At 49.0% G+C, this 19,035-nt stretch carries 16 protein-coding genes; 7 read left to right on the forward strand and 9 right to left on the reverse strand.

Annotated elements, in window-relative coordinates:
• Positions 1 to 304 precede the first annotated feature (304 nt).
• On the reverse strand, positions 305 to 1,513 hold the full coding sequence (locus CAG64_RS10630; RefSeq protein ID WP_161451931.1) for a NupC/NupG family nucleoside CNT transporter: 1,209 nt from the start codon (positions 1,511 to 1,513) through the stop codon (positions 305 to 307).
• A 473-nt stretch (positions 1,514 to 1,986) separates the two neighbouring features.
• Complete coding sequence (gene rarD / locus CAG64_RS10635; protein WP_237668272.1) at positions 1,987 to 2,859, reverse strand: EamA family transporter RarD; 873 nt, start codon at positions 2,857 to 2,859, stop codon at positions 1,987 to 1,989.
• Positions 2,860 to 3,113: 254 nt separating this feature from the next.
• Here rarD and CAG64_RS10640 point away from each other — a divergent pair, with 254 nt between their 5' ends.
• The gene (locus CAG64_RS10640) at positions 3,114 to 3,560 is read left to right on the forward strand and encodes an exoribonuclease R (RefSeq protein ID WP_161488883.1); all 447 of its coding nucleotides are present in this window, start codon (positions 3,114 to 3,116) and stop codon (positions 3,558 to 3,560) included.
• Positions 3,561 to 3,604: 44 nt separating this feature from the next.
• Here the strand turns inward: CAG64_RS10640 and CAG64_RS10645 are convergent, their stop codons facing one another.
• From CAG64_RS10645 to CAG64_RS10665, 5 genes are all read right to left on the reverse strand, one after another.
• Positions 3,605 to 4,327 carry a carbonic anhydrase gene (locus CAG64_RS10645; protein WP_161488882.1) on the reverse strand — a complete coding sequence of 241 codons (723 nt, stop codon included), beginning with the start codon at positions 4,325 to 4,327 and terminating at the stop codon, positions 3,605 to 3,607.
• Between the two features lie 222 nt (positions 4,328 to 4,549).
• Positions 4,550 to 5,224, reverse strand: coding sequence for a LuxR C-terminal-related transcriptional regulator (locus CAG64_RS10650; protein WP_439654059.1), 675 nt, complete (start codon positions 5,222 to 5,224; stop codon positions 4,550 to 4,552).
• Between the two features lie 250 nt (positions 5,225 to 5,474).
• On the reverse strand, positions 5,475 to 6,467 hold the full coding sequence (locus tag CAG64_RS10655; RefSeq protein WP_161451460.1) for a S1 family peptidase: 993 nt from the start codon (positions 6,465 to 6,467) through the stop codon (positions 5,475 to 5,477).
• A gap of 110 nt (positions 6,468 to 6,577) precedes the next feature.
• Positions 6,578 to 7,696 (reverse strand): glycine cleavage system aminomethyltransferase GcvT, encoded by a 1,119-nt coding sequence (gene gcvT, locus CAG64_RS10660; RefSeq protein WP_161488881.1) that lies wholly within the window; start codon positions 7,694 to 7,696, stop codon positions 6,578 to 6,580.
• 286 nt (positions 7,697 to 7,982) lie between these two features.
• Positions 7,983 to 8,606 carry a helix-turn-helix domain-containing protein gene (locus tag CAG64_RS10665; protein ID WP_040902896.1) on the reverse strand — a complete coding sequence of 208 codons (624 nt, stop codon included), beginning with the start codon at positions 8,604 to 8,606 and terminating at the stop codon, positions 7,983 to 7,985.
• Positions 8,607 to 9,026: 420 nt separating this feature from the next.
• On the opposite strand from CAG64_RS10665, the gene CAG64_RS10670 reads away from it, so the two are divergent.
• The 3 genes from CAG64_RS10670 to gcvP all read left to right on the forward strand — a co-directional run bounded on the left by CAG64_RS10670 (position 9,027) and on the right by gcvP (position 13,719).
• On the forward strand, positions 9,027 to 10,322 hold the full coding sequence (locus CAG64_RS10670; protein WP_161488880.1) for a serine hydroxymethyltransferase: 1,296 nt from the start codon (positions 9,027 to 9,029) through the stop codon (positions 10,320 to 10,322).
• 36 nt (positions 10,323 to 10,358) lie between these two features.
• A complete protein-coding gene (gcvH, locus tag CAG64_RS10675) occupies positions 10,359 to 10,739 on the forward strand; it encodes a glycine cleavage system protein GcvH (RefSeq protein WP_021706351.1) in 381 nt (126 codons plus the stop codon).
• A gap of 109 nt (positions 10,740 to 10,848) precedes the next feature.
• Positions 10,849 to 13,719, forward strand: coding sequence for an aminomethyl-transferring glycine dehydrogenase (gene gcvP / locus CAG64_RS10680; RefSeq protein WP_161488879.1), 2,871 nt, complete (start codon positions 10,849 to 10,851; stop codon positions 13,717 to 13,719).
• Between the two features lie 61 nt (positions 13,720 to 13,780).
• On the opposite strand, the gene CAG64_RS10685 is transcribed toward gcvP, so the two are convergent.
• A complete protein-coding gene (locus CAG64_RS10685) occupies positions 13,781 to 14,683 on the reverse strand; it encodes a hypothetical protein (protein WP_161488878.1) in 903 nt (300 codons plus the stop codon).
• 674 nt (positions 14,684 to 15,357) lie between these two features.
• Positions 15,358 to 16,278 (reverse strand): LysR family transcriptional regulator, encoded by a 921-nt coding sequence (locus CAG64_RS10690; protein ID WP_161454558.1) that lies wholly within the window; start codon positions 16,276 to 16,278, stop codon positions 15,358 to 15,360.
• Positions 16,279 to 16,395: 117 nt separating this feature from the next.
• Here CAG64_RS10690 and CAG64_RS10695 point away from each other — a divergent pair, with 117 nt between their 5' ends.
• The 3 genes from CAG64_RS10695 to grxB all read left to right on the forward strand — a co-directional run bounded on the left by CAG64_RS10695 (position 16,396) and on the right by grxB (position 19,025).
• Positions 16,396 to 17,064, forward strand: coding sequence for an SDR family oxidoreductase (locus CAG64_RS10695; RefSeq protein ID WP_161488992.1), 669 nt, complete (start codon positions 16,396 to 16,398; stop codon positions 17,062 to 17,064).
• A 76-nt stretch (positions 17,065 to 17,140) separates the two neighbouring features.
• The gene (locus CAG64_RS10700; protein ID WP_161488993.1) at positions 17,141 to 18,328 is read left to right on the forward strand and encodes an MFS transporter; all 1,188 of its coding nucleotides are present in this window, start codon (positions 17,141 to 17,143) and stop codon (positions 18,326 to 18,328) included.
• A 67-nt stretch (positions 18,329 to 18,395) separates the two neighbouring features.
• Positions 18,396 to 19,025: a glutaredoxin 2 gene (grxB, locus tag CAG64_RS10705; protein WP_161488994.1), complete on the forward strand. Its 630-nt coding sequence runs from the start codon at positions 18,396 to 18,398 to the stop codon at positions 19,023 to 19,025.
• The last annotated feature ends 10 nt before the right edge of the window (positions 19,026 to 19,035 follow it).

Below are 19,035 nucleotides of genomic sequence, written 5' to 3' on the forward strand. Positions count from 1 at the left end.
CATTACACAGATTTATCAATAAAATTCAATGACTTGCGCACCAAAAAAGTGCATGATTCACCCACCAAAAAAGCGGTCAATTTGTAACCTACTGAAATAAATAGTGATATTTTATGCAGACCCAATGCGAGGCTAACACATCCTACGATCCTAAAAGTGGCCGGAAGCATGCAGTTGCAAGGCGTGTTCTGAACAAAAATTCGCAAGTTTGGCGCTACTTTTTACGAGCACTCAAACCCAGATTGAAAAGACAATGAGGAAGAGAAGAAAAAGAGCCTCCGCGATACAGAGGCTCAGGCCATCATTACAACAGAATAAAAATACCCGCCAGACAAGCGCTCATCAGATTGGCCAGTGTACCGGCCAATACGGCTTTGATGCCCAGGCTGGCCACTTCCGAACGACGCTCTGGCGCGATCACGCCGATTGAACCCAATTGGATAGCAATCGAGCCAATGTTGGCAAAGCCACACAGTGCGAAAGTAATGATGATTTGCGAGTGTTCTGACAACAAAGCTTTGTGCTCGACAAAATCAATAAAGGCAACGAATTCGTTCATGACGATCTTCTGGCCAATGTACGATCCGGCCATCAGCACTTCGTCTGCTGGCACGCCAATCACCCATGCCAGTGGCGAGAACAGGTAGCCGAAAATTGCCTGCAACGTAATACCTGCAAATCCGAACACTTCCCCCAGGCTCTCAAGGCCTGTGTTCACCATGGCAATCACACTGACAAACGCAATCAACATAGTACCAACGGCCACAGCAACCTTCATGCCGTTCATCGCGCCACTTGCTAGCGCATCAATAACGTTACTCTCCTGAGCTTTGTCCATCGCAATGTCTGACTGGTCAACCGCTGTTTCGCGCTCCGGTACAATGATCTTGGCCATCATCAGGCTGCCCGGCGCTGCCATAAAGCTGGCGGCAATCAGATATTTCAGATCCACACCCAGCCCGGCGTATCCACCCAATACACTACCGGCAACTGACGCCATACCACCGGCCATTACAGCAAACAGTTCGGAGCGGGTCATTCGGGCCAGGAAAGGACGGACTAAAAGCGGAGATTCACCTTGAGAGAGGAAGATATTACCAGTGGCCACCAAAGATTCGGCTTTACTGGTTCCAAGAAATTTTTGAATACCGCCACCAATGAATTCGATGACTTTCTGCATGATGCCCAGATAATACAAGGCAGAGATAAGGGCGCTGAAGAAAATGATAATAGGAAGGACGCGGACAGCGAAGATAAAACCAGAACTTGCAAGATCTCCGAAGAGAAAACGGATGCCTTCATCGGCAAAACCAAGGAGGCTGGAAACACCGCTACTGAGGCTGGTCAGAGCCGCTTGTCCCCATGGGAAATAGAGCACCAGGGCTGCAAACCCAACCTGGAGCAACAGGGCTCTGGAAACCGTCTTCCAGTTGATGGCTCTGCGACTCTCTGACAACAGGATCGCGCATATCAACAGGACAACGATGCCGATTAATCCAAATACAACATTCATGTAAAGATCACCTTATACAAGCTTTGGGGAACGTAGCTGGTCCGGTCCGTGGGGTCATTCACTTTCCATGTGACGGCTTGTATTGGCTGAGCGAAGGCTCATAACCGGGCGGCAAGTATAGCCATCATAACGAGATATTCATCACATATTTTTGCGCAAACGTTCAAGCGTTCAAATAACCACCAGAGCAGAACAAAAATCATACAACCCGATTCACCTATCGCTACCGATCACACTGAATTATTGGTTGTATGGATTGAGCGTCATTGAAGTTGAACGTAGATCACACTAAGGCATGAATTCGAGATGCAAACTTTCGAACGAATGGCAAGGGACAGGAACTAGTACTAACGTTATTTTTGTAAGTAATGCCTTCAATTCTATTATCTCGCTAACAGCGTCGGCTTAAATAGGTAATCAAAGTAGGCCTCACCATCACGGTGAGGCCTTCTCATACGGAGATATAATTTGTTTCAGATAAGGCGGGCCATCCGTCGGTTTCTCGCCCGTCTAATCAACGTCTCAGAAATGGTCAGCAGTAAGCCAACCCAAATAAATGCGAAACTGACCGCCTTTACACTGTCGAAGATCTCACCAAAAAACCACACCGCCAACAAAAACTGGATACTCGGTTCAATGTACTGCATCAAACCCACAGTCGACATGGTCGTTAGGCGCAGCGCAATCGAATAAAACACCAGCGGCCCAAGCGTCATTGGCGCCGCACCGGCGTATAATGCCAGCGTTTCCCACCCTGAATTCAACGACACGGCGCCGACACTGACGTGTTTGAACAACAAGTACATAATGGCCAAAGGAGCGAGCGTAGTAGCTTCCACAAACAAGCTTACGCTCCAGGTGTACTGAATTTTCTTCTTACACCAGCCATACAAGGTGAAGAAAATCGCCATAACCAATGCAACGTAGGGGACCTGCCCGTACTGGTATACCTGATAGGACAGACCAATAAATGCCAGAAATAACGCGAGTTTCTTTCCGGCTGAGATGGTCTCTTTTAAGACAAAAATCCCGAGCGCATTCATGGTCAGCGGGCTGATAAAGAACCCCAAACTGGCGTCAATCACCCGCTCGTGAGTCATCGCCCAGGTGAAAGCAACCCAAGAGATTGACATCAGGCTGCTGCCGAGAAAGGCATACCACAATGATCGTTTGTCTTGCAGTAACGTCTTCAGATCAGATAGCTTGCCAAACAGCCCCACAATCAACCAGGCAACAGGGACAGACGCGATCAAACGCACGGCCAGTAACTCATCCGGCGCGGCCGCGGGCAAATGTTGGTAATAAAGCGGTAGCAGGCCCCAGAGGACAAATGAAAGCGCTGCCATCCAGTTTCCAATCATAACTGGTGACACATCAATACCTTAAAGTGAAGAGATTGATCGCGATTTTAGCCCCTTTTCACTGGCTGTAAAGCGAATTACCGCTTTTCATCAGGGGTCATGAAGCGATTCAGAAATAAGCGCAAGTTACCCGGCATTATGAAGAAAAAATCGGCCGTCTTTCAATCAATAAGAACATGGTAATCTGGCAGTGAATCGTTACAATAGCGGCCTTTTGTTCGACTACCCCGGAGAGCCACATGCAAACGGATTACACTTTGACCAACCTGCAATCAATGCCCAGAGAAGAGCTGGAGACATTCAGTATGCGCATGTTGCATCGACTGGTACCGGAAGAGTCTGCCAGTGAGTTGTTTACCTTTGATGCCGAAGAGACAGAAAACGAAGAGCGCCTGCAGGCAGCGAAGTTTGACGCAATGTTACGTTTGCATGCAATAGCGTTGAGCGAGTTACCGGCTTTATTTGGTGAATCGAACAATGCTCAGCAGAATATCGTACGCATGAGCCGTTTACTACTGTGGCATTTCTATGCAGTCTCGTTTAACTTGGAAAAAGTCATTAGTCTGGAAACGCACTGCAACTATGTGGAAGTGCTCCTCAAATCAGCCCCTTCCGATGCATTTGGTTGGGTTAAAGCACTCACTGAGCTACTGCATCAGTACGCTGAACTGAACCAGCCAAAATAGTATCTTCAGCCCGTCGGAAAGACAGGCTGAATCGCGGCGCCGTCCTAGTCGTTTTTCAGAACTACCCGGGCATTCTTCGCTTGTACCGGGCGGTTATTGTGTCCCATCACATCCATCAACTGTTGAGTTTGCTCTCCGGCCAGTTGCTGTGGCTGTTTGACCACCAACCAGCGTACGCCTTCACTGCAAGGAGGTGTGGTCAATGAACCGTTGAACCGATAGTAATGTGCCAGTTTTGGCAATAATGATGCAACCGGGAAAGATGGGTTAAGTTTCACGCTTTCCCCTTTGCCCGGCAAGGTGTCTGTCAGTTGAGTCATCTGTGGGTTCTCGGCGCCGTTATCAAACATTACGGCCAGTACCGCCAAATTCCCACTGCGATCTGCGTGAACAAAATGCGCTTCCAACGGGTATTGCTTACCGCGGATCAGATTTTCAGACGGGGTATGGAAGTGGAACTGCAGTAATTTGTACGTCGTGCCATCAAGAGACAGGGTATTGTCACCCGACACCTCGGCCTGAAGTGTGTGGCCGTTATTGGTTAATGCAGTCACATTTCCCTGGTAGGTAATCTCGAGATCCTTGAGATCCGCGTCCACCGCTCCACTGATGTCGATCGGGCTCTGGTTTTTGCCATCGGCACAGGTCGACGATACATTGCCCCAATACGCCGGGCCATGCTGACCACTGTAACCCCATTCTGCAGCCTGAACGCTACCGGTGGACATCAGTGCCAGCAGAGATAATGCTAACGACGTTTTTTTCATAGTTACTCCCTGAAAATGCGAATAAAATTCAGCCATGTTAATAACAGTCATGCGCTGAGAAGTATGCCGCAATCTTTGTTTTCAGAAAATAACTGGAATAAAACGCACGTTTGGCTGCAATTATTCGTCTTGCGAGGCGTTAAACCGCTCGAGTAATCGCACGAAGCAGAAATAAAACAGGGAAGCATTCCGCTTCCCTGTATCCATCTTGTTAACGCGCTGCTACACCCTTTCTTCAATACCAATGTTATTGTTAGCCCAAAGCAGAGCCTGCAATCGATTCTTGGCATTGATCTTTTTAAAGATGTTGTGCAGATGGGTTTTGACCGTATTTTCGCTGACGAACAGTTCATCGGCGATCTGAATATTCGAAGCCCCCTGCCCGAGCAAACGAATGATTTCTTTTTCACGTTTGGTCAAATTTGCGTAGGTCTGAGACGTGGTTACCGCATTAGAGCTACGGAAATGATGAATGTAATCTTGTGCGAGCTTGCGTGACAACCACATCTCACCTTCGAGGATCTTTTCCATACCTTTGATCAGCAATTTCAGATCATCATCGAGGTAAAACACCCCCACCAGATTGCGCCATTTAAATAAATCGACAGATGGGATGTCTTTCGGACAATTAATCACGATCTCTTTCAGCTCGTAATCAAGACGGCTCTTAATCTGAGTGTAAACCTCAAATTTCTTGTCATCCAAATAAGAGAAATCAATCAGAACCACTTCACTGAAGATGGTATCCGGGTGAGGAGCATCTGAGAATGTGGCGAATGGAACCACACTAACGGACATGTTCAAATGGGATTCGAGCGAATCTTTAAACAGGTTCGACTGCATACTGACATCAGATAGCAGTGTGACCTGAGCCTTTCCGTTGCCCAACATATTCATCCTCCAAACTAGCCAACGTATTGTAATAACCTAAAACTATCGTTTAGTGGTCAATTGTCAATCGGTCACTACTAAAGGAGTAGATATGCAAACGATTTTATTAAATTCAAATCATAAGGTTACACTGACATTCTCATTTATAAGAAAACTATCAATAACCATTAATTTCTCTGATTTCTTCTCCGGTCGATAAAAAGCGCGAAAGGATTCCTTTCGCGCTTATCTCGTTAAATCGAATCGCATGGACGGCTTAGCGCTTACGTAAGGCACCCGCCATCAACAAAAATACGAAAGTCATGATGCCGAGGCTACCGCCGCCACCGCCGCCCGATGAACTGCTGTCGGTGCCAGACAGGAAGTCATTGCGGCGCGAATCTGTAGCGACGAATTTTGGCGATTCCCCACCATTTAACACGTTGTCAATCCAGCTTGAAAAGCGAATCACCTCAGAAAATACCGATGTCGCATTGATGCTGGCGCTCGGATCGCCACACTGCGTATCCGGACCAAAACTGGTGACGCCAACCTGAACATATTCCGTACCGTTGTACCAGTAGAGCGGGCCGCCAGAATCGCCCTGACAAGTCGCATTTTCCAGCGTTGAACCAGTGGGCACTTCACCTTGCATACACAAGTTGTTGTCGGTGGTTACCGTGTAATTGCACTGGTTGTTTGGCACCCAGGTCAGTGTGGTTTGCAGTAACTCATTGCTTTCATCAGCGTTACTCCGCGTATCACCATGGCCAACCGCCTTAAACTCTTCGCTGTAAGCGCGGTAGGTTGAGTAATCGTCCACTGTCGGTCGAATAGCGTAATCCGCGCTGCTGACGGTCGTTAACGCCCGCTCCAGCTTCAAAATGGCAATATCGTTAAACAGGGTTTCATCTTCATAGGTCGACGGATAATAAATCTCGGAGACCATCACCCGCTCCTGCACGTTGGAAGGAAAGTCACCTTCGAGCTGAAGCTTAGGCACCACAGAGGTAAACAGATTGCCCTCTTCATCGTTAAACACGCAATGTGCTGCGGTCAGAACATACTGATTGTTCAGCAGGGTACCACCACAGTAGCTGCCGCTGCCATAGCGTCCATCGTAATCAATACGGTCGTAAAACAGGGCAACATACGATGGATAGGTGGTCACGGACGCACTGGTTCCGTTGACAATATAAGGTTGAAAATCGGCTGCGGCCACATTGGCAGAAATAGACAACACGGCAGCCATACACGTCCACTTGTTCATAAGGTATGACTCCTTCCTGTAGGAACAACTTATTATTTGAGTTATAAAAAATGGGAGACACCGATTTTATACGGTCTCTCCCATAAATTAAGTCAATTATTCGCTAGTTTCTAGCCACGATAGTAACGTTGTGGAACGAAGGGCATTTTCTCAACGGTCATTGGCAGCATTTTTCCGCGCACTTCGGCAAACAGTTCGGTGCCGACAGCCGACAGATCCGTACGGACATAACCCATTGAAACCGGCTTACCCGCTGTTGGGCCAGCAGTACCACTGGTCACGCTCCCGACTTTGTTGCCTTCACCGTCATACAGTTCGGTGCCTTCACGGACCGGCGCTTTCGTTTGACCAACCAAGCCAATCCGCTTGCGTGACACATCTTTGGTTTCAATCTGGTTTAGAATGATATCCGCTCCAGGGAAGCCGCCCTCACGTTCGCCGCCCGCACGACGCACTTTTTGAATGCCCCATAGCAAACTTGCTTCAACTGGTGTCGTCGTGGTATCCAAATCATGACCGTAAAGGCACAATCCACACTCAAGACGCAACGAATCACGAGCGCCCAGGCCGATCCACTCCACTTCGTCTTCTGCGGTCAGTTTGCTGGCAAACGCTGCCGCGTGCTCTGCCGGTACAGAAATTTCATAGCCATCTTCACCGGTATAACCGCTGCGGCTTACAATGCATTCAACGCCATCGATCGTCAGCTTCTGTACGTCCATAAACAGCATGTCGGCCACCGCTGGCTGGTAGCGTTTCAACACTTCTGCGGCTTTTGGACCCTGCAATGCCAGTAGCGCGCGATCTTCGATCAGCTCCAGCTCAACCTCAGCGGGCAGATGTGCTTGCAGATGTTGGATGTCCTGTTCTTTACACGCCGCATTCACCACCACAAACAGATGATCGCCAAGATTCGCCACCATCAGATCATCCATAATGCCGCCCTGCTCATTGGTAAAAAAGGCATAGCGTTGCTTTCCTGCACCCAAATCGATGATGTCGACTGGCACCAGCGATTCCAAGAACGCCGCCGCACCTTCGCCATGCAGACGAAGTTGACCCATGTGAGAAACATCGAAAAGACCCGCAGCATCACGAGTATGCAGGTGCTCTTTCTTGACACCCAGCTTGTATTGCACTGGCATATCGTAACCAGCGAAAGGGACCATTTTCGCACCCACTTCAACGTGAAGCGCATGCAAAGGTGTTTTCAGTAGTTCTTGAGTCATCTTCTTCTCCATTAAGCCAGACTCTCTGAGTTAGCCGCGATGAATTGCGATTTTTTCCGAAACGGAAACCGTGTTTCCTATAGTAAACAAGCATGCGCCTCTTTTTCACCATTAACAAGTTCAAAACAGTTCAAAATGTGACATTTAACAAGTTAGACACATTTAAAAATCGTTAAAGAAAAGCGCCACATCGATGACTTTCACATCAACATGACGCTTTTTCATTCACGTTAACCGCAATAGCAAACGTTTGCATTCACTATAGGAAATTTTACTTTTTGCGATATCACTTCGCAGTGACCCACAAAATATGCGCATCTTCTTCACTGACAGAAACCAGCATGTGACCCATATTGGCATCGTAGTAAACGCTGTCACCTTCGTGCATCACTACCGGTTCATAGAACTCAGAATAGAACATCACTTCACCGGATAAAATCAGCAGAAATTCCTCGCCATCGTGACGCACCCAGTCGGTGTATTCTTCAAACGTTCGGGCACGGATACGGCTCTTAAACGGCATCATTTTTTTATTGGATAATTGCGTAGCAAGCAGCTCGTGTTCGTAGGTCGGTGTCGGATGCGGTTTCCCTTCGCCAGCGCGAGAAATATCTCGCCGACCGGTTGCTACCTTTTTTCTAGGTGGTTCAAAGAGTTGCGGCATATCTATTTGCAGTCCAGCCGCCAGTTTTTGCATCGCCTGGAAGGTCGGAGAGATCTGTTCATTCTCTATCTTACTCAGCGTTGAACGAGCCAATCCAGTACGCTGACTGGCCTCTTCCAAAGTGAGGCCCAATTTCGCACGAATATCTTTAATGCGTTGTCCCAGTTTTAACGGCTCTATATTCTGGTCGCCAGCTTCTTTTGCCAGCGTCAACGACGGGTACTCATCATAAATGTCTTCTGACATGCTTTCCCTCTGTTTCACGTCTTCTCCCTGTATTGAAAATCATTGTTGCACGAAGCTCATTGTTGATTAAAGACCACACCAGGAAATAAAGCGTGCTCTGGGTAACAGAAATGGAAACTGTGTTTCCTATTGGAAATTTTTGATTGATTGTTCTCATGACAGGGGGTATGTTATCGACTTGTTAGATGTAGAGATGCTATTTCTGACTCTGAACACCGAGGTTGTTAACAACTTTTTTCGGAGTCTGGATACCCGGATTTCATCCCGGTATCGCCCCGGATGAGGGATATTCGCCCTGCTCTGTTCTGGCCCAGCCAACACGCTCCCTACCGTGGAACAGTGCAGATAAAAACGACAGGACTGACGACAGCCAAAAACACAATCACATCGTTCGTCAGTAGAAATGGAAGGTCATCTACCATGAGTAAAACTTACCAAAACCACAGCCTGGAAAACTTTTTCTCTACCAACCTCGCTGCTACCGACGACGCCGTCTTTGCTGGTATTCAGGCAGAATTCACGCGTCAGAATGAACAAATCGAACTGATTGCGTCAGAAAACATTGTCTCGAAGGCAGTGATGCAGGCACAAGGCACCTGCCTGACCAACAAATACGCCGAAGGTTACCCAGGCCGTCGCTATTACGGCGGTTGTGAACACGTCGATACCGTTGAAGCGATCGCTATCGAACGCGCGAAAAAGCTTTTTAACTGTGAATACGCAAACGTTCAACCTCACTCGGGGGCTCAAGCCAACGGTGCGGTCAAACTGGCCTTGCTTCAACCAGGTGACACCATTATGGGTATGTCCCTGGATGCGGGCGGCCACCTGACACACGGTGCGCGCCCGGCGTTATCTGGTAAGTGGTTTAACGCGGTTCAGTACGGCGTTAACCGTGACACTCTGGAAATTGATTACGACGAGGTCCGTGCACTGGCGCTGGAACACCAGCCTAAGATGATCATTGCAGGCGGCTCCGCCATTCCTCGCGTCATCGATTTTGCTAAATTTCGTGCGATCGCCGATGAAGTCGACGCCATCCTGATGGTGGATATGGCGCACATCGCTGGCCTGATTGCAACTGGTGCTCACCCGAGCCCGCTACCCCATGCGCACGTAGTCACCACCACAACACACAAAACATTGCGCGGCCCACGTGGCGGCATGATCCTGACCAATCACGAAGACATCATTAAGAAAATCAATTCAGCGGTATTCCCTGGCCTGCAAGGTGGCCCGCTGATGCACGTGATTGCATCAAAAGCGGTCGCGTTCGGTGAAGCGCTGGGTCCAGAATTCAGAACTTATATTGATTCGGTGATCAGCAACGCAAAAGTTCTCGCTGAAGTATTGCAAACTCGCGGTTGCGACATTGTCACCGGCGGCACAGACACCCACCTGATGTTGGTGGACCTACGCCCTAAAGGCCTGAAAGGTAACAAGGTAGAAGAAGCGCTGGAGCGTGCTGGGATCACATGTAACAAAAATGGCATCCCGTTCGACACAGAAAAACCTATGATTACTTCGGGTATCCGTTTAGGCACCCCAGCCGGCACAAGCCGCGGCTTTGGCGTTGAAGAATTCAAAATGATCGGTAACTGGATTGGTGATGTACTGGATGGGTTAGTTGAACACCCTGAAGGTAACGCAGACGTAGAAAAACGCGTTCGCAAAGAAGTCAAAGAGCTTTGCCGTCGCTACCCACTTTACCAATAACAGATTTAAATCCTCACAGTATTTGGAGATCAAGCAATGGACAAGACCCTGAAGTTTACAGACAGCCACGAGTGGGTTCGCGATAACGGCGACGGCACAGTGACGATTGGTATTTCTGAGCACGCACAAGAAATGCTAGGTGACGTAGTTTTCGTTGACCTGCCAGACGTGGAAGACGAAATCGAAGCCGGCGAAAGCTTTTCTCTGGTGGAGTCTGTAAAAGCCGCTTCAGATATCTACGCTCCTGTTTCTGGTGAAGTGGTAGAAATTAACGAGGAGCTGGAAGACAGCCCTGAGCTTATCAACGAAGAACCGTATGAAGGCGGTTGGATTGTTAAAGTGAAACTGTCTCAGCCTTCAGAGTTGGATGATCTGAAAGACGCTGAAGAATACCTGAACTCAATCGAAGAAGATTAATCAGGGAAGAAAACGAAAGCTGCCCCATAATTACATGATGGGCAGCTTTTTTTTAAAGGCCCAATATCACGGTGTCACACTGCTTGTGGGCCTTTTGGAGAAGGTAAAAATGACTGAATTACTTCAAAGCCTAAGCACACAAAACGAGTTCGTTGCACGCCACAATGGACCAAACACAAACGACCAGCAAAAAATGCTGGAAGCCATTAATGCAGTGAGCCTCGACGCGCTGATCCAGGAAACGGTTCCGGCTCAGATTCGTCTTGAGAAACCAATGGCACTGGCTGCTGCGCAAAGCGAAGCAGACATGCTACGCACCATCAAAGCGTTTGCTGCCCAAAACCAAATTAAACGGACATTCATCGGTCAGGGTTACTACAACACGTTCACGCCGAATGTAATACTGCGTAACGTCATGGAAAACCCGGGCTGGTATACCGCTTACACGCCGTATCAACCAGAAATTTCCCAAGGTCGCCTTGAAGCTCTGTTGAACTATCAACAGATGGTAATGGACCTGACTGGCATGGAAATCGCGAATGCCTCTCTGCTGGACGAAGCAACCGCGGCCGCTGAAGCCATGACACTGTGTAAGCGTGCAGGCAAGAGTAAGAGCCACGTCTTCTTTGTTGCAGACGACGTACACCCGCAAACCATAGAAGTGGTGAAAACCCGTGCTGCCTTTATCGGCTTTGACGTGCACGTTGCCCCACTGGATACCCTGACGGAAACTGAAGCGTTCGGTGCATTGGTTCAATACCCGAACACTACGGGTGAAATCCGCGATTTGACAGACATCATCGCCAAAGCGCAAGCCAACAAAACGCTGGTTGCGGTGGCCACTGACCTGCTGGCCTCTACGCTGCTGAAACCTGCGGGTGAAATGGGTGCCGATGTCGTGATCGGTTCCGCACAGCGCTTCGGCGTCCCGATGGGCTATGGCGGCCCTCACGCCGCTTTCATGGCCACGCGTGACAAGCACAAGCGTACCATGCCGGGCCGTGTTATCGGTGTTTCTATCGATGCCAGTGGCAACCAGGCGCTGCGCATGGCAATGCAAACCCGCGAACAGCACATCCGTCGTGAAAAAGCGACCTCCAACATCTGTACTGCTCAGGCACTGCTGGCCAACATGGCCTCTTTCTACGCGGTTTTCCACGGCGCAGAAGGCCTGCGCACCATCGCGCGTCGTACTCACCATCTGACTGCAATTCTGGCAGCAGGCCTGACGAAATCAGGTTACGAGCTGGCGCACAATAGCTTCTTCGACACCATCACCATCAATGCTGGTGACAAAACCGCAGAACTGTACGCTAAAGCGCAAGCCGCAGACATCAACCTGCGCCTGCTGGCCAGTGAAGGTAAGCTTGGCATCAGCTTCGACGAAACCACCACCACATCAGACATCGAAGCGCTGTTTGCCGTATTTGGCGTGTCTGAAGACATCAATGCGCTGTCGAGTGACATCGCCGCCAATGAGTTTGCAGCGATTCCAGAAAACTGCCGTCGTACCTCGTCTTACCTGACGCATCCGGTATTCAACACGCACCACAGCGAAACGCAGATGATGCGTTACCTGAAGCAATTGGAAAACAAAGACTTCTCTCTGACTCACGGTATGATCCCACTGGGCAGCTGTACAATGAAACTGAACGCCGCAGCGGAAATGATTCCGGTGACCTGGCCAGAGTTCGGTTCCATCCACCCGTTCGTACCAAAAGAGCAGGCAGCCGGTTATGCGGCACTGGCGAAAGATCTCAAAGAGAAGCTGTGTGAAATCACTGGCTACGATGAGTTCTCACTCCAGCCGAACTCAGGCGCTTCTGGTGAATACGCAGGCCTGATCGCGATTCAGCGTTACCACGAAAGCCGTGGTGAAGGCCACCGCAATGTGTGTCTGATCCCAAGCTCTGCACACGGTACCAACCCGGCAACGGCGTCCATGGTTTCGATGAAAGTCGTGGTGGTGAAATGTGACGACAACGGCAACATCGACATCGGCGATCTGGCAGCGAAGATAGAGAAGCACAAAGACAATCTATCGAGCATCATGATCACCTACCCTTCTACTCACGGTGTATACGAAGAGCAGGTGAAAGAAGTGTGTCAGATGGTTCACGCAGCTGGCGGCCAGGTTTATCTCGACGGTGCTAACATGAACGCTCAGGTTGGCCTGACGTCCCCGGGCTTTATCGGCTCTGACGTCTCGCACCTTAACCTGCACAAAACGTTCTGTATCCCGCACGGCGGCGGCGGCCCGGGCATGGGGCCTATCGGTGTGAAATCGCACCTGGCGCCATTCCTGCCTGGTCACATTGAAGGTGGTCTGGAAGGTGAAGACTTCGCCGTAGCCGCAGCGGATTTGGGCAGCGCGTCGATTCTGCCAATCTCCTGGGCGTACATCGCAATGATGGGCGCAGAAGGCCTGACACAGGCAACCAAAGTGGCAATTCTGAACGCGAACTACGTGATGGAGCGTCTGCGTCCACACTACCCGGTTCTTTACCGTGGCAGCAACGGCCGCGTCGCACACGAATGTATTATCGATATTCGTCCACTGAAAGAAGAAACAGGCATCAGTGAGGAAGACATCGCGAAGCGTCTGATGGACTACGGTTTCCACGCACCGACTATGTCTTTCCCGGTAGCAGGTACCTTGATGGTCGAGCCAACCGAATCGGAAGATTTAGAAGAGCTGAACCGCTTCTGTGAAGCCATGATTGCCATCCGTGAAGAGATGAACAAAGTGAAAAACGGTGAATGGCCGCTGAACAACAACCCACTGGTTCACGCACCGCACACCCAGGCAGATCTGGCCAACGCAGAATGGGACCGTCCATACTCGCGCGAACTGGCTTGCTTCCCGTCTCAAGCGGCCAAGCAATCCAAGTACTGGCCAACGGTTAATCGTGTCGACAACGTGTACGGCGACCGTAACCTAATCTGTTCATGCCCAAGCATCGACAACTATGAAGATTAAGGTTGTTGTACAAGCTTAATTGAAAAGCAGCCACTGGCTGCTTTTCTTAAGTCTTATTAGGCTATTCTTGTGGTGTAGTTTTTAGCATCAGTAACACTATCACTGCACTAATAGCCCAACTTACGAGTAATTGTAACCAAATTATTAGCTGAATTTGCGAATTGGAAAACGAAGCATGTTCAGGAATTATGACTTTCAGCAATACGCTACACGCGAAAGGCAAGATCAGCAGCACGAGGGTTTTACCAAAACGCCACCCAATGTTGAGACAGCGACGATACAATAATCGACTTGCGAAAAAAAACACCAGTAGCCACCAAAATAAAAAGAAAACGATTTCGCCAGCATCAAAACTAGTCAAGCTAACATCTCTACCATCCAATTTGGCCACAACAATAATGATAACAAACGGTATCAGTAGTGCACCATTCCACATCATCAGACGTAAGTTTTGCCAAAAGTAACCAACAGCATGAAGTTGATCGCGACTTTTGTGTTTTGGGTTAATTTTTAGTAGTGGATGCTTTGGCTGATACCGTTCTAACTGTGGCTGCTTACGGAACCAAAATATATGTAACGTCAGCCAAAGCAAGGTTAAAACGAATTCAATCATAAAAACATCACTATTGAACACCAGACTTGTATTTGCTGAGATGTGTATCAGTGTGATTATAAAAAGCGTGGTACCTAAATTGATGATAGCTAATGGGAAAGCCATCCACTTTCCTGCCGAGCGGTAAGCCAATAGAAGGTGTGCTGTCAATAATAATAGTAAAAATACCCAGGACACACTAACAAACCAAACACCGGCGGTCCCAATCGCAAATATTAAAGAATCAGCAAACGTCGCTATGATTAGGATCAGCAGTTGCGCCATAAAGTAACGATCACGGTCGAGACGCTCAGCAGATGGTTCGTAAAACTGGTTTCTCCAGCAAAGATCCTTTATTACACTCAGAATCATAATATATTTATACACTCCTTTATTGTGAATTTGATAGTAGTACGGATTTATGTGTAGATAGCCGTTAAAGCCGACATTAATACAAGAAGATGTACGCGCATTGTTAACAACGACTGACGAAAATAGACAATGTTAATAAAGAGGTAGCTATTCCTGTTTGGTTAAATACCGTAGATGACAGCAACTGGAGAAAATGAAACATTTGCCTCCCTTCACCGCCTTACGGCTTAATGGAAAAAACACACTCATTCTGCGCTAGTGATTGGAGTTGCCACCAGCTCCTTCATCAGAAGACTTGCTTCTATAGAGCATGATATGGAGGTGAATTACTATCACAACCTAAACGCTGCAATTAACTAACACTAAACAACGCGGTCTCCTTTGCAACAGAAGAATATGAATAGATTATTGACAATAAAAATTTATATTCTTATGAGAGTTACTAAGGTATATGAAACCATTAATAGTTGCCAAATTCTGACATGAAATTAATTTTATTGATATAAAATGCTTAGCATTCCATTAAAATGGATAGAATAAATAACCTAAAAGCAACTTAATCATATTATGAATATGTCAAATTACTTGTTACAAATAACATCCTACATTAAGTGCCCGTGATACTGTGTTAATATATAGCCCCCTCCCAAAGCACTGCTCCTCTCACAACCCAATTACGAAAACTGCACCTTAAATCGTTCAATCAGAAAGTCGAGAAACAAACGGATACGCTTGGGCTGGTGTTGGCGACTGAGGTAAATCACGTTTAAGTCGGCATCGGCGCCAGAGGTCAGTGCGCTGAAGTTTTTCATATACCCGTTCAGTACGGTGACTAAGCGTTGCTGTTGAATATCCGCCTGAACATCAAGGACGGATTTAAGCGCGATGCCTGCACCATCCAACGCCCATTGTCGAATCACTTCACCATCATCCGAAAAGCGTTTCGGCACCACAGTGATGGCTTTATGTTGTTCGCTGTCCTGAAAATGCCAAGTTTTCAGCTCTTCGTTACTGCGAACCATGGCCAGGCAATCGTGCTGAGCCAGATCTTGTGGCGTCAACGGCGTGCCTTTCTTGGCTAAATACTCCGGCGAAGCGCACAGTACCCGACGGCTGGAAGCCAGCTTGCGCGAGATTAGGTTACTGTCGGCAAGTTCACCATAGCGAATCACAATATCCAGTCCGGATTCCGCCAGATTTGAGAGATTATCATTCAGGTAAAGATAAGGTATCACCTCCGGATACTGCGCTGAAAACTCAGACAACATGGGTGAGATGTATTGCTTACCCACGTCCCTCGGTGCCGAGATCTTCAACGTTCCACGCACCTCTTTCGTACCGGTTTGCAATAGGTTTTCCGTTTCTTTCACGCTGTCGATGATTTCCAGACAGGCCTGATGATACAACGCCCCGGAATCGGTCAGCGAGATATGGCGTGTACTGCGGTTCAGAAGTTTCACCCCGTAGCGATCTTCTAACGCTTGCAGCCGGGCCGTGACTGTAGCTGGCGACAAGCCGAGTTCCCGGCCCGCTGCCGCCAGTCCCTGATTTTTCACAATGCTGATAAACAGTGTCATATCTGCGAACTTATCCATGCACCTTCCTATTTATTATTCGTATGAGCTGAACAATTAATTCAAATTTTAACCCATTATCAAATTATGTCTAATCAATATACTGACTCCATCTACTCAATTCTGGAGACAGACACTATGAATACAGACAAAACCGTATACGTCGTTATTGGCGGCACATCCGGCATCGGCGCAGAAGTTGCGCGCCAGCTAAACAATAAAAACAGCGTGGTGCACGTCGCCAGCCGCAAAACCGGCCTGGACATCAGTGACGAGCAGTCGGTCTATTACTACTTCGAAGACATTGGTGCGTTTGACCACCTGATCATCACTGCTGGTTCTTACGCCCCGACAGGCAGCGTGGTTGAAGTCGGACTGGCTGAAGCAAAGTCTGCGTTTGATACGAAGTTCTGGGGCGCAATTAACGCAGCCAAACATGCCGCACGTTATATCAAACAAGGCGGCACCATCACGCTGACCTCCGGCATGCTGTCACGCAAAGTGGTGGCCAACACTTACGTTAAAACCGCCATCAATGCCGCACTGGAATCCGTCACTAAAGTACTGGCGAAAGAGCTGGCGCCTGTCCGGGTGAATGCGGTCAGCCCGGGATTGACCAGAACAGAGGCTTATCAAGGCATGAGTGAACAAGACCGTAACGCCATGTATCTGCGTACTCAAACCAACCTGCCAGTCGGCAAAGTGGGTGAAGCCAGTGATATTGCCATGGCTTACCACATGTTGATTAACAATGCTTATATGACTGGCGCCGTGATTGATGTTGAAGGCGGCGCGCTACTCAACTGATCCAGAAAAGTCACTATGGTGCCCGACACAACTTCGTGCTGGCACGTCAGGATTCACCTACATAGAGAAATTTGCCATGAACAATAAACCAATGCCGCTGCAGGTGTGGATTTTGACGCTTGCTGCTTTCGCCATCGGGACCGCAGAATTTGTGATCGCCGGTATTCTGCCCCAAGTGGCCCACTCCCTATCGATTACCGAAGGTCAGGCTGGCTACCTGATCAGTGCTTACGCGCTGGCTATTGTGTTCGGTGGCCCTCTACTCACCATCTACCTGGCGCGTTTTAACAAGAAAACCGTGTTGTCTGGATTAATGATGCTGTTTATCGCCGGCAACCTGATGTCTGCGTTCGCGCCGAACTACACGGTATTGATGATCAGCCGTGTGATAACCGGCCTGGTTCAGGGACCGTTTTACGGCATCGGCGCGGTGGTCGCGACCAGTCTGGTGTCCGAGAAAATGGCCGGACGTGCGGTCGGCCAAATGTTTGCCGGACTGACGCTGGCCAATGTATTAGGCGTACCCGGCGGAACCTGGATTGGGTTGCAGTTCGGCTGGCATATGACATTTCTGACCGTTGCGGCATTCGGCCTGATTGCCCTGCTATTCATTACGACAGTGATTGCTTCTCAAGGCCATGACAGCGCCAAAGACGTCAGAGCCCAGTTGGCCGCGTTCAAAAATCCGATGTTGCTGATCAGCTTAGCTATCACCGTTTTCGCTTGGTCAGGTTTTATGAGCTTGTACGGCTATCTTGCCCCAATTGCCACACATGTGACGGGGTATGGCGAAAACGCCGTCACCTGGATTCTGGTGGTCGTCGGGATCGGTTTAATTGTCGGCAACACCTTAGGTGGGCGTTCGTCAGACAAAAACTTACAAAAGGCATCATTGTTCTGGGCACTGGCAATGATTGGCTCACTGGTTTTAGTTGGCCTGACGGTTGACAGCAAACTGATGTTCATTGCCGCGGCCTTTATCTTCGGTGTGGCTTCATTTGCCAACGTACCGGCGATGCAGTTACGGGTGATGAATCACGGCGGTGAAGGACAAGAACTGGCCGCAACAGCCAACATCTCCGCGTTTAATCTCGCCAACGCATTTGGTGGTTTCCTCGGAGGCATGGTACTCGACAGCCATATTGGTGCCGACATGATCCCGTACGCAGCCCTTATTGTGCCCGTCATTGGCCTGTTGTTCATCATCAGCGCCAACCGCAGAGAAAACCAATTTGCCACACCAGCTAACCGCCTGTGTCGCTAACCCCAACATCCCGTAGCCAGGCCCCGATGTCTGGCTGCGAAAATAAATAGATAAAAAGGAAATCCAGATGAAACTCTACATTTACGAACATTGCCCTTTCAGCGCGCGCGTCCGCTACGTTGCCGGAATGCTGAAGACTCCGTTGGAAACGATCACCATTGATTACGATGATGACCAGACCACGACAGAGATCATTGGCGCCAAACAAGTACCGCTGCTGCTTAAAGACAACGGAGACGCACTGGCAGAAAGCCTCGACATTATTCAGTACCTCCTGCACCTTGCAGGTTGTGACGAAACTCATCAGCCTTCACAAGCCGTTCTAGACTGGCAACGCAACGCATTTCTACCCCTGCAGAAAGTGGGCTATCCACGCTGGGCAAATATGAATTTAGCCGAGTTCAGAACCCGCTCAGCCCAAGCCGCGTGGCGCGCAAAAAAAGAAACCGAAACCCTCAACTTTGACGCGCTGCTGCAAGACACGCCATCCATTGCCGAGGACGCCGCAGCCCTTATCCAGCAAGCGGGAGAAACGCTACGAATCAACGCATTTCAACGCATTTCCGTTGTTGATGAAGCGATTGTCTTCTCCATCCTGCGTGGCTTTTTCAGCGCTGCTGAAATTGAGTGGGATCCGATTGTGCAAAGCTGGATGGAAGCGGTCAGCAACCAAACCCGAGTCCCGCTTTTAAGATAAGGAGCTTCGC

It is taken from the genome of Vibrio sp. V38_P2S17PM301 (genome assembly GCF_009904845.1).
In the GTDB taxonomy this organism is placed as follows: Bacteria; Pseudomonadota; Gammaproteobacteria; order Enterobacterales; family Vibrionaceae; genus Vibrio; species Vibrio proteolyticus.

Coding starts and splice junctions, on each gene's coding strand:
- CAG64_RS10665 (WP_040902896.1), bottom strand. CDS start 8,606: ATGTCAGAAGACATTTATGATGAGTACCCGTCGTTGACGCTGGCAAAA.
- CAG64_RS10670 (WP_161488880.1), top strand. CDS start 9,027: ATGAGTAAAACTTACCAAAACCACAGCCTGGAAAACTTTTTCTCTACC.
- CAG64_RS10695 (WP_161488992.1), top strand. CDS start 16,396: ATGAATACAGACAAAACCGTATACGTCGTTATTGGCGGCACATCCGGC.
- CAG64_RS10685 (WP_161488878.1), bottom strand. CDS start 14,683: ATGATTCTGAGTGTAATAAAGGATCTTTGCTGGAGAAACCAGTTTTAC.
- rarD (WP_237668272.1), bottom strand. CDS start 2,859: ATGGCAGCGCTTTCATTTGTCCTCTGGGGCCTGCTACCGCTTTATTAC.
- CAG64_RS10630 (WP_161451931.1), bottom strand. CDS start 1,513: ATGAATGTTGTATTTGGATTAATCGGCATCGTTGTCCTGTTGATATGC.
- CAG64_RS10700 (WP_161488993.1), top strand. CDS start 17,141: ATGAACAATAAACCAATGCCGCTGCAGGTGTGGATTTTGACGCTTGCT.
- CAG64_RS10650 (WP_439654059.1), bottom strand. CDS start 5,224: ATGAATATGTTGGGCAACGGAAAGGCTCAGGTCACACTGCTATCTGAT.
- CAG64_RS10645 (WP_161488882.1), bottom strand. CDS start 4,327: ATGAAAAAAACGTCGTTAGCATTATCTCTGCTGGCACTGATGTCCACC.
- CAG64_RS10690 (WP_161454558.1), bottom strand. CDS start 16,278: ATGGATAAGTTCGCAGATATGACACTGTTTATCAGCATTGTGAAAAAT.
- grxB (WP_161488994.1), top strand. CDS start 18,396: ATGAAACTCTACATTTACGAACATTGCCCTTTCAGCGCGCGCGTCCGC.
- CAG64_RS10655 (WP_161451460.1), bottom strand. CDS start 6,467: ATGAACAAGTGGACGTGTATGGCTGCCGTGTTGTCTATTTCTGCCAAT.
- CAG64_RS10640 (WP_161488883.1), top strand. CDS start 3,114: ATGCAAACGGATTACACTTTGACCAACCTGCAATCAATGCCCAGAGAA.
- gcvT (WP_161488881.1), bottom strand. CDS start 7,696: ATGACTCAAGAACTACTGAAAACACCTTTGCATGCGCTTCACGTTGAA.
- gcvH (WP_021706351.1), top strand. CDS start 10,359: ATGGACAAGACCCTGAAGTTTACAGACAGCCACGAGTGGGTTCGCGAT.
- gcvP (WP_161488879.1), top strand. CDS start 10,849: ATGACTGAATTACTTCAAAGCCTAAGCACACAAAACGAGTTCGTTGCA.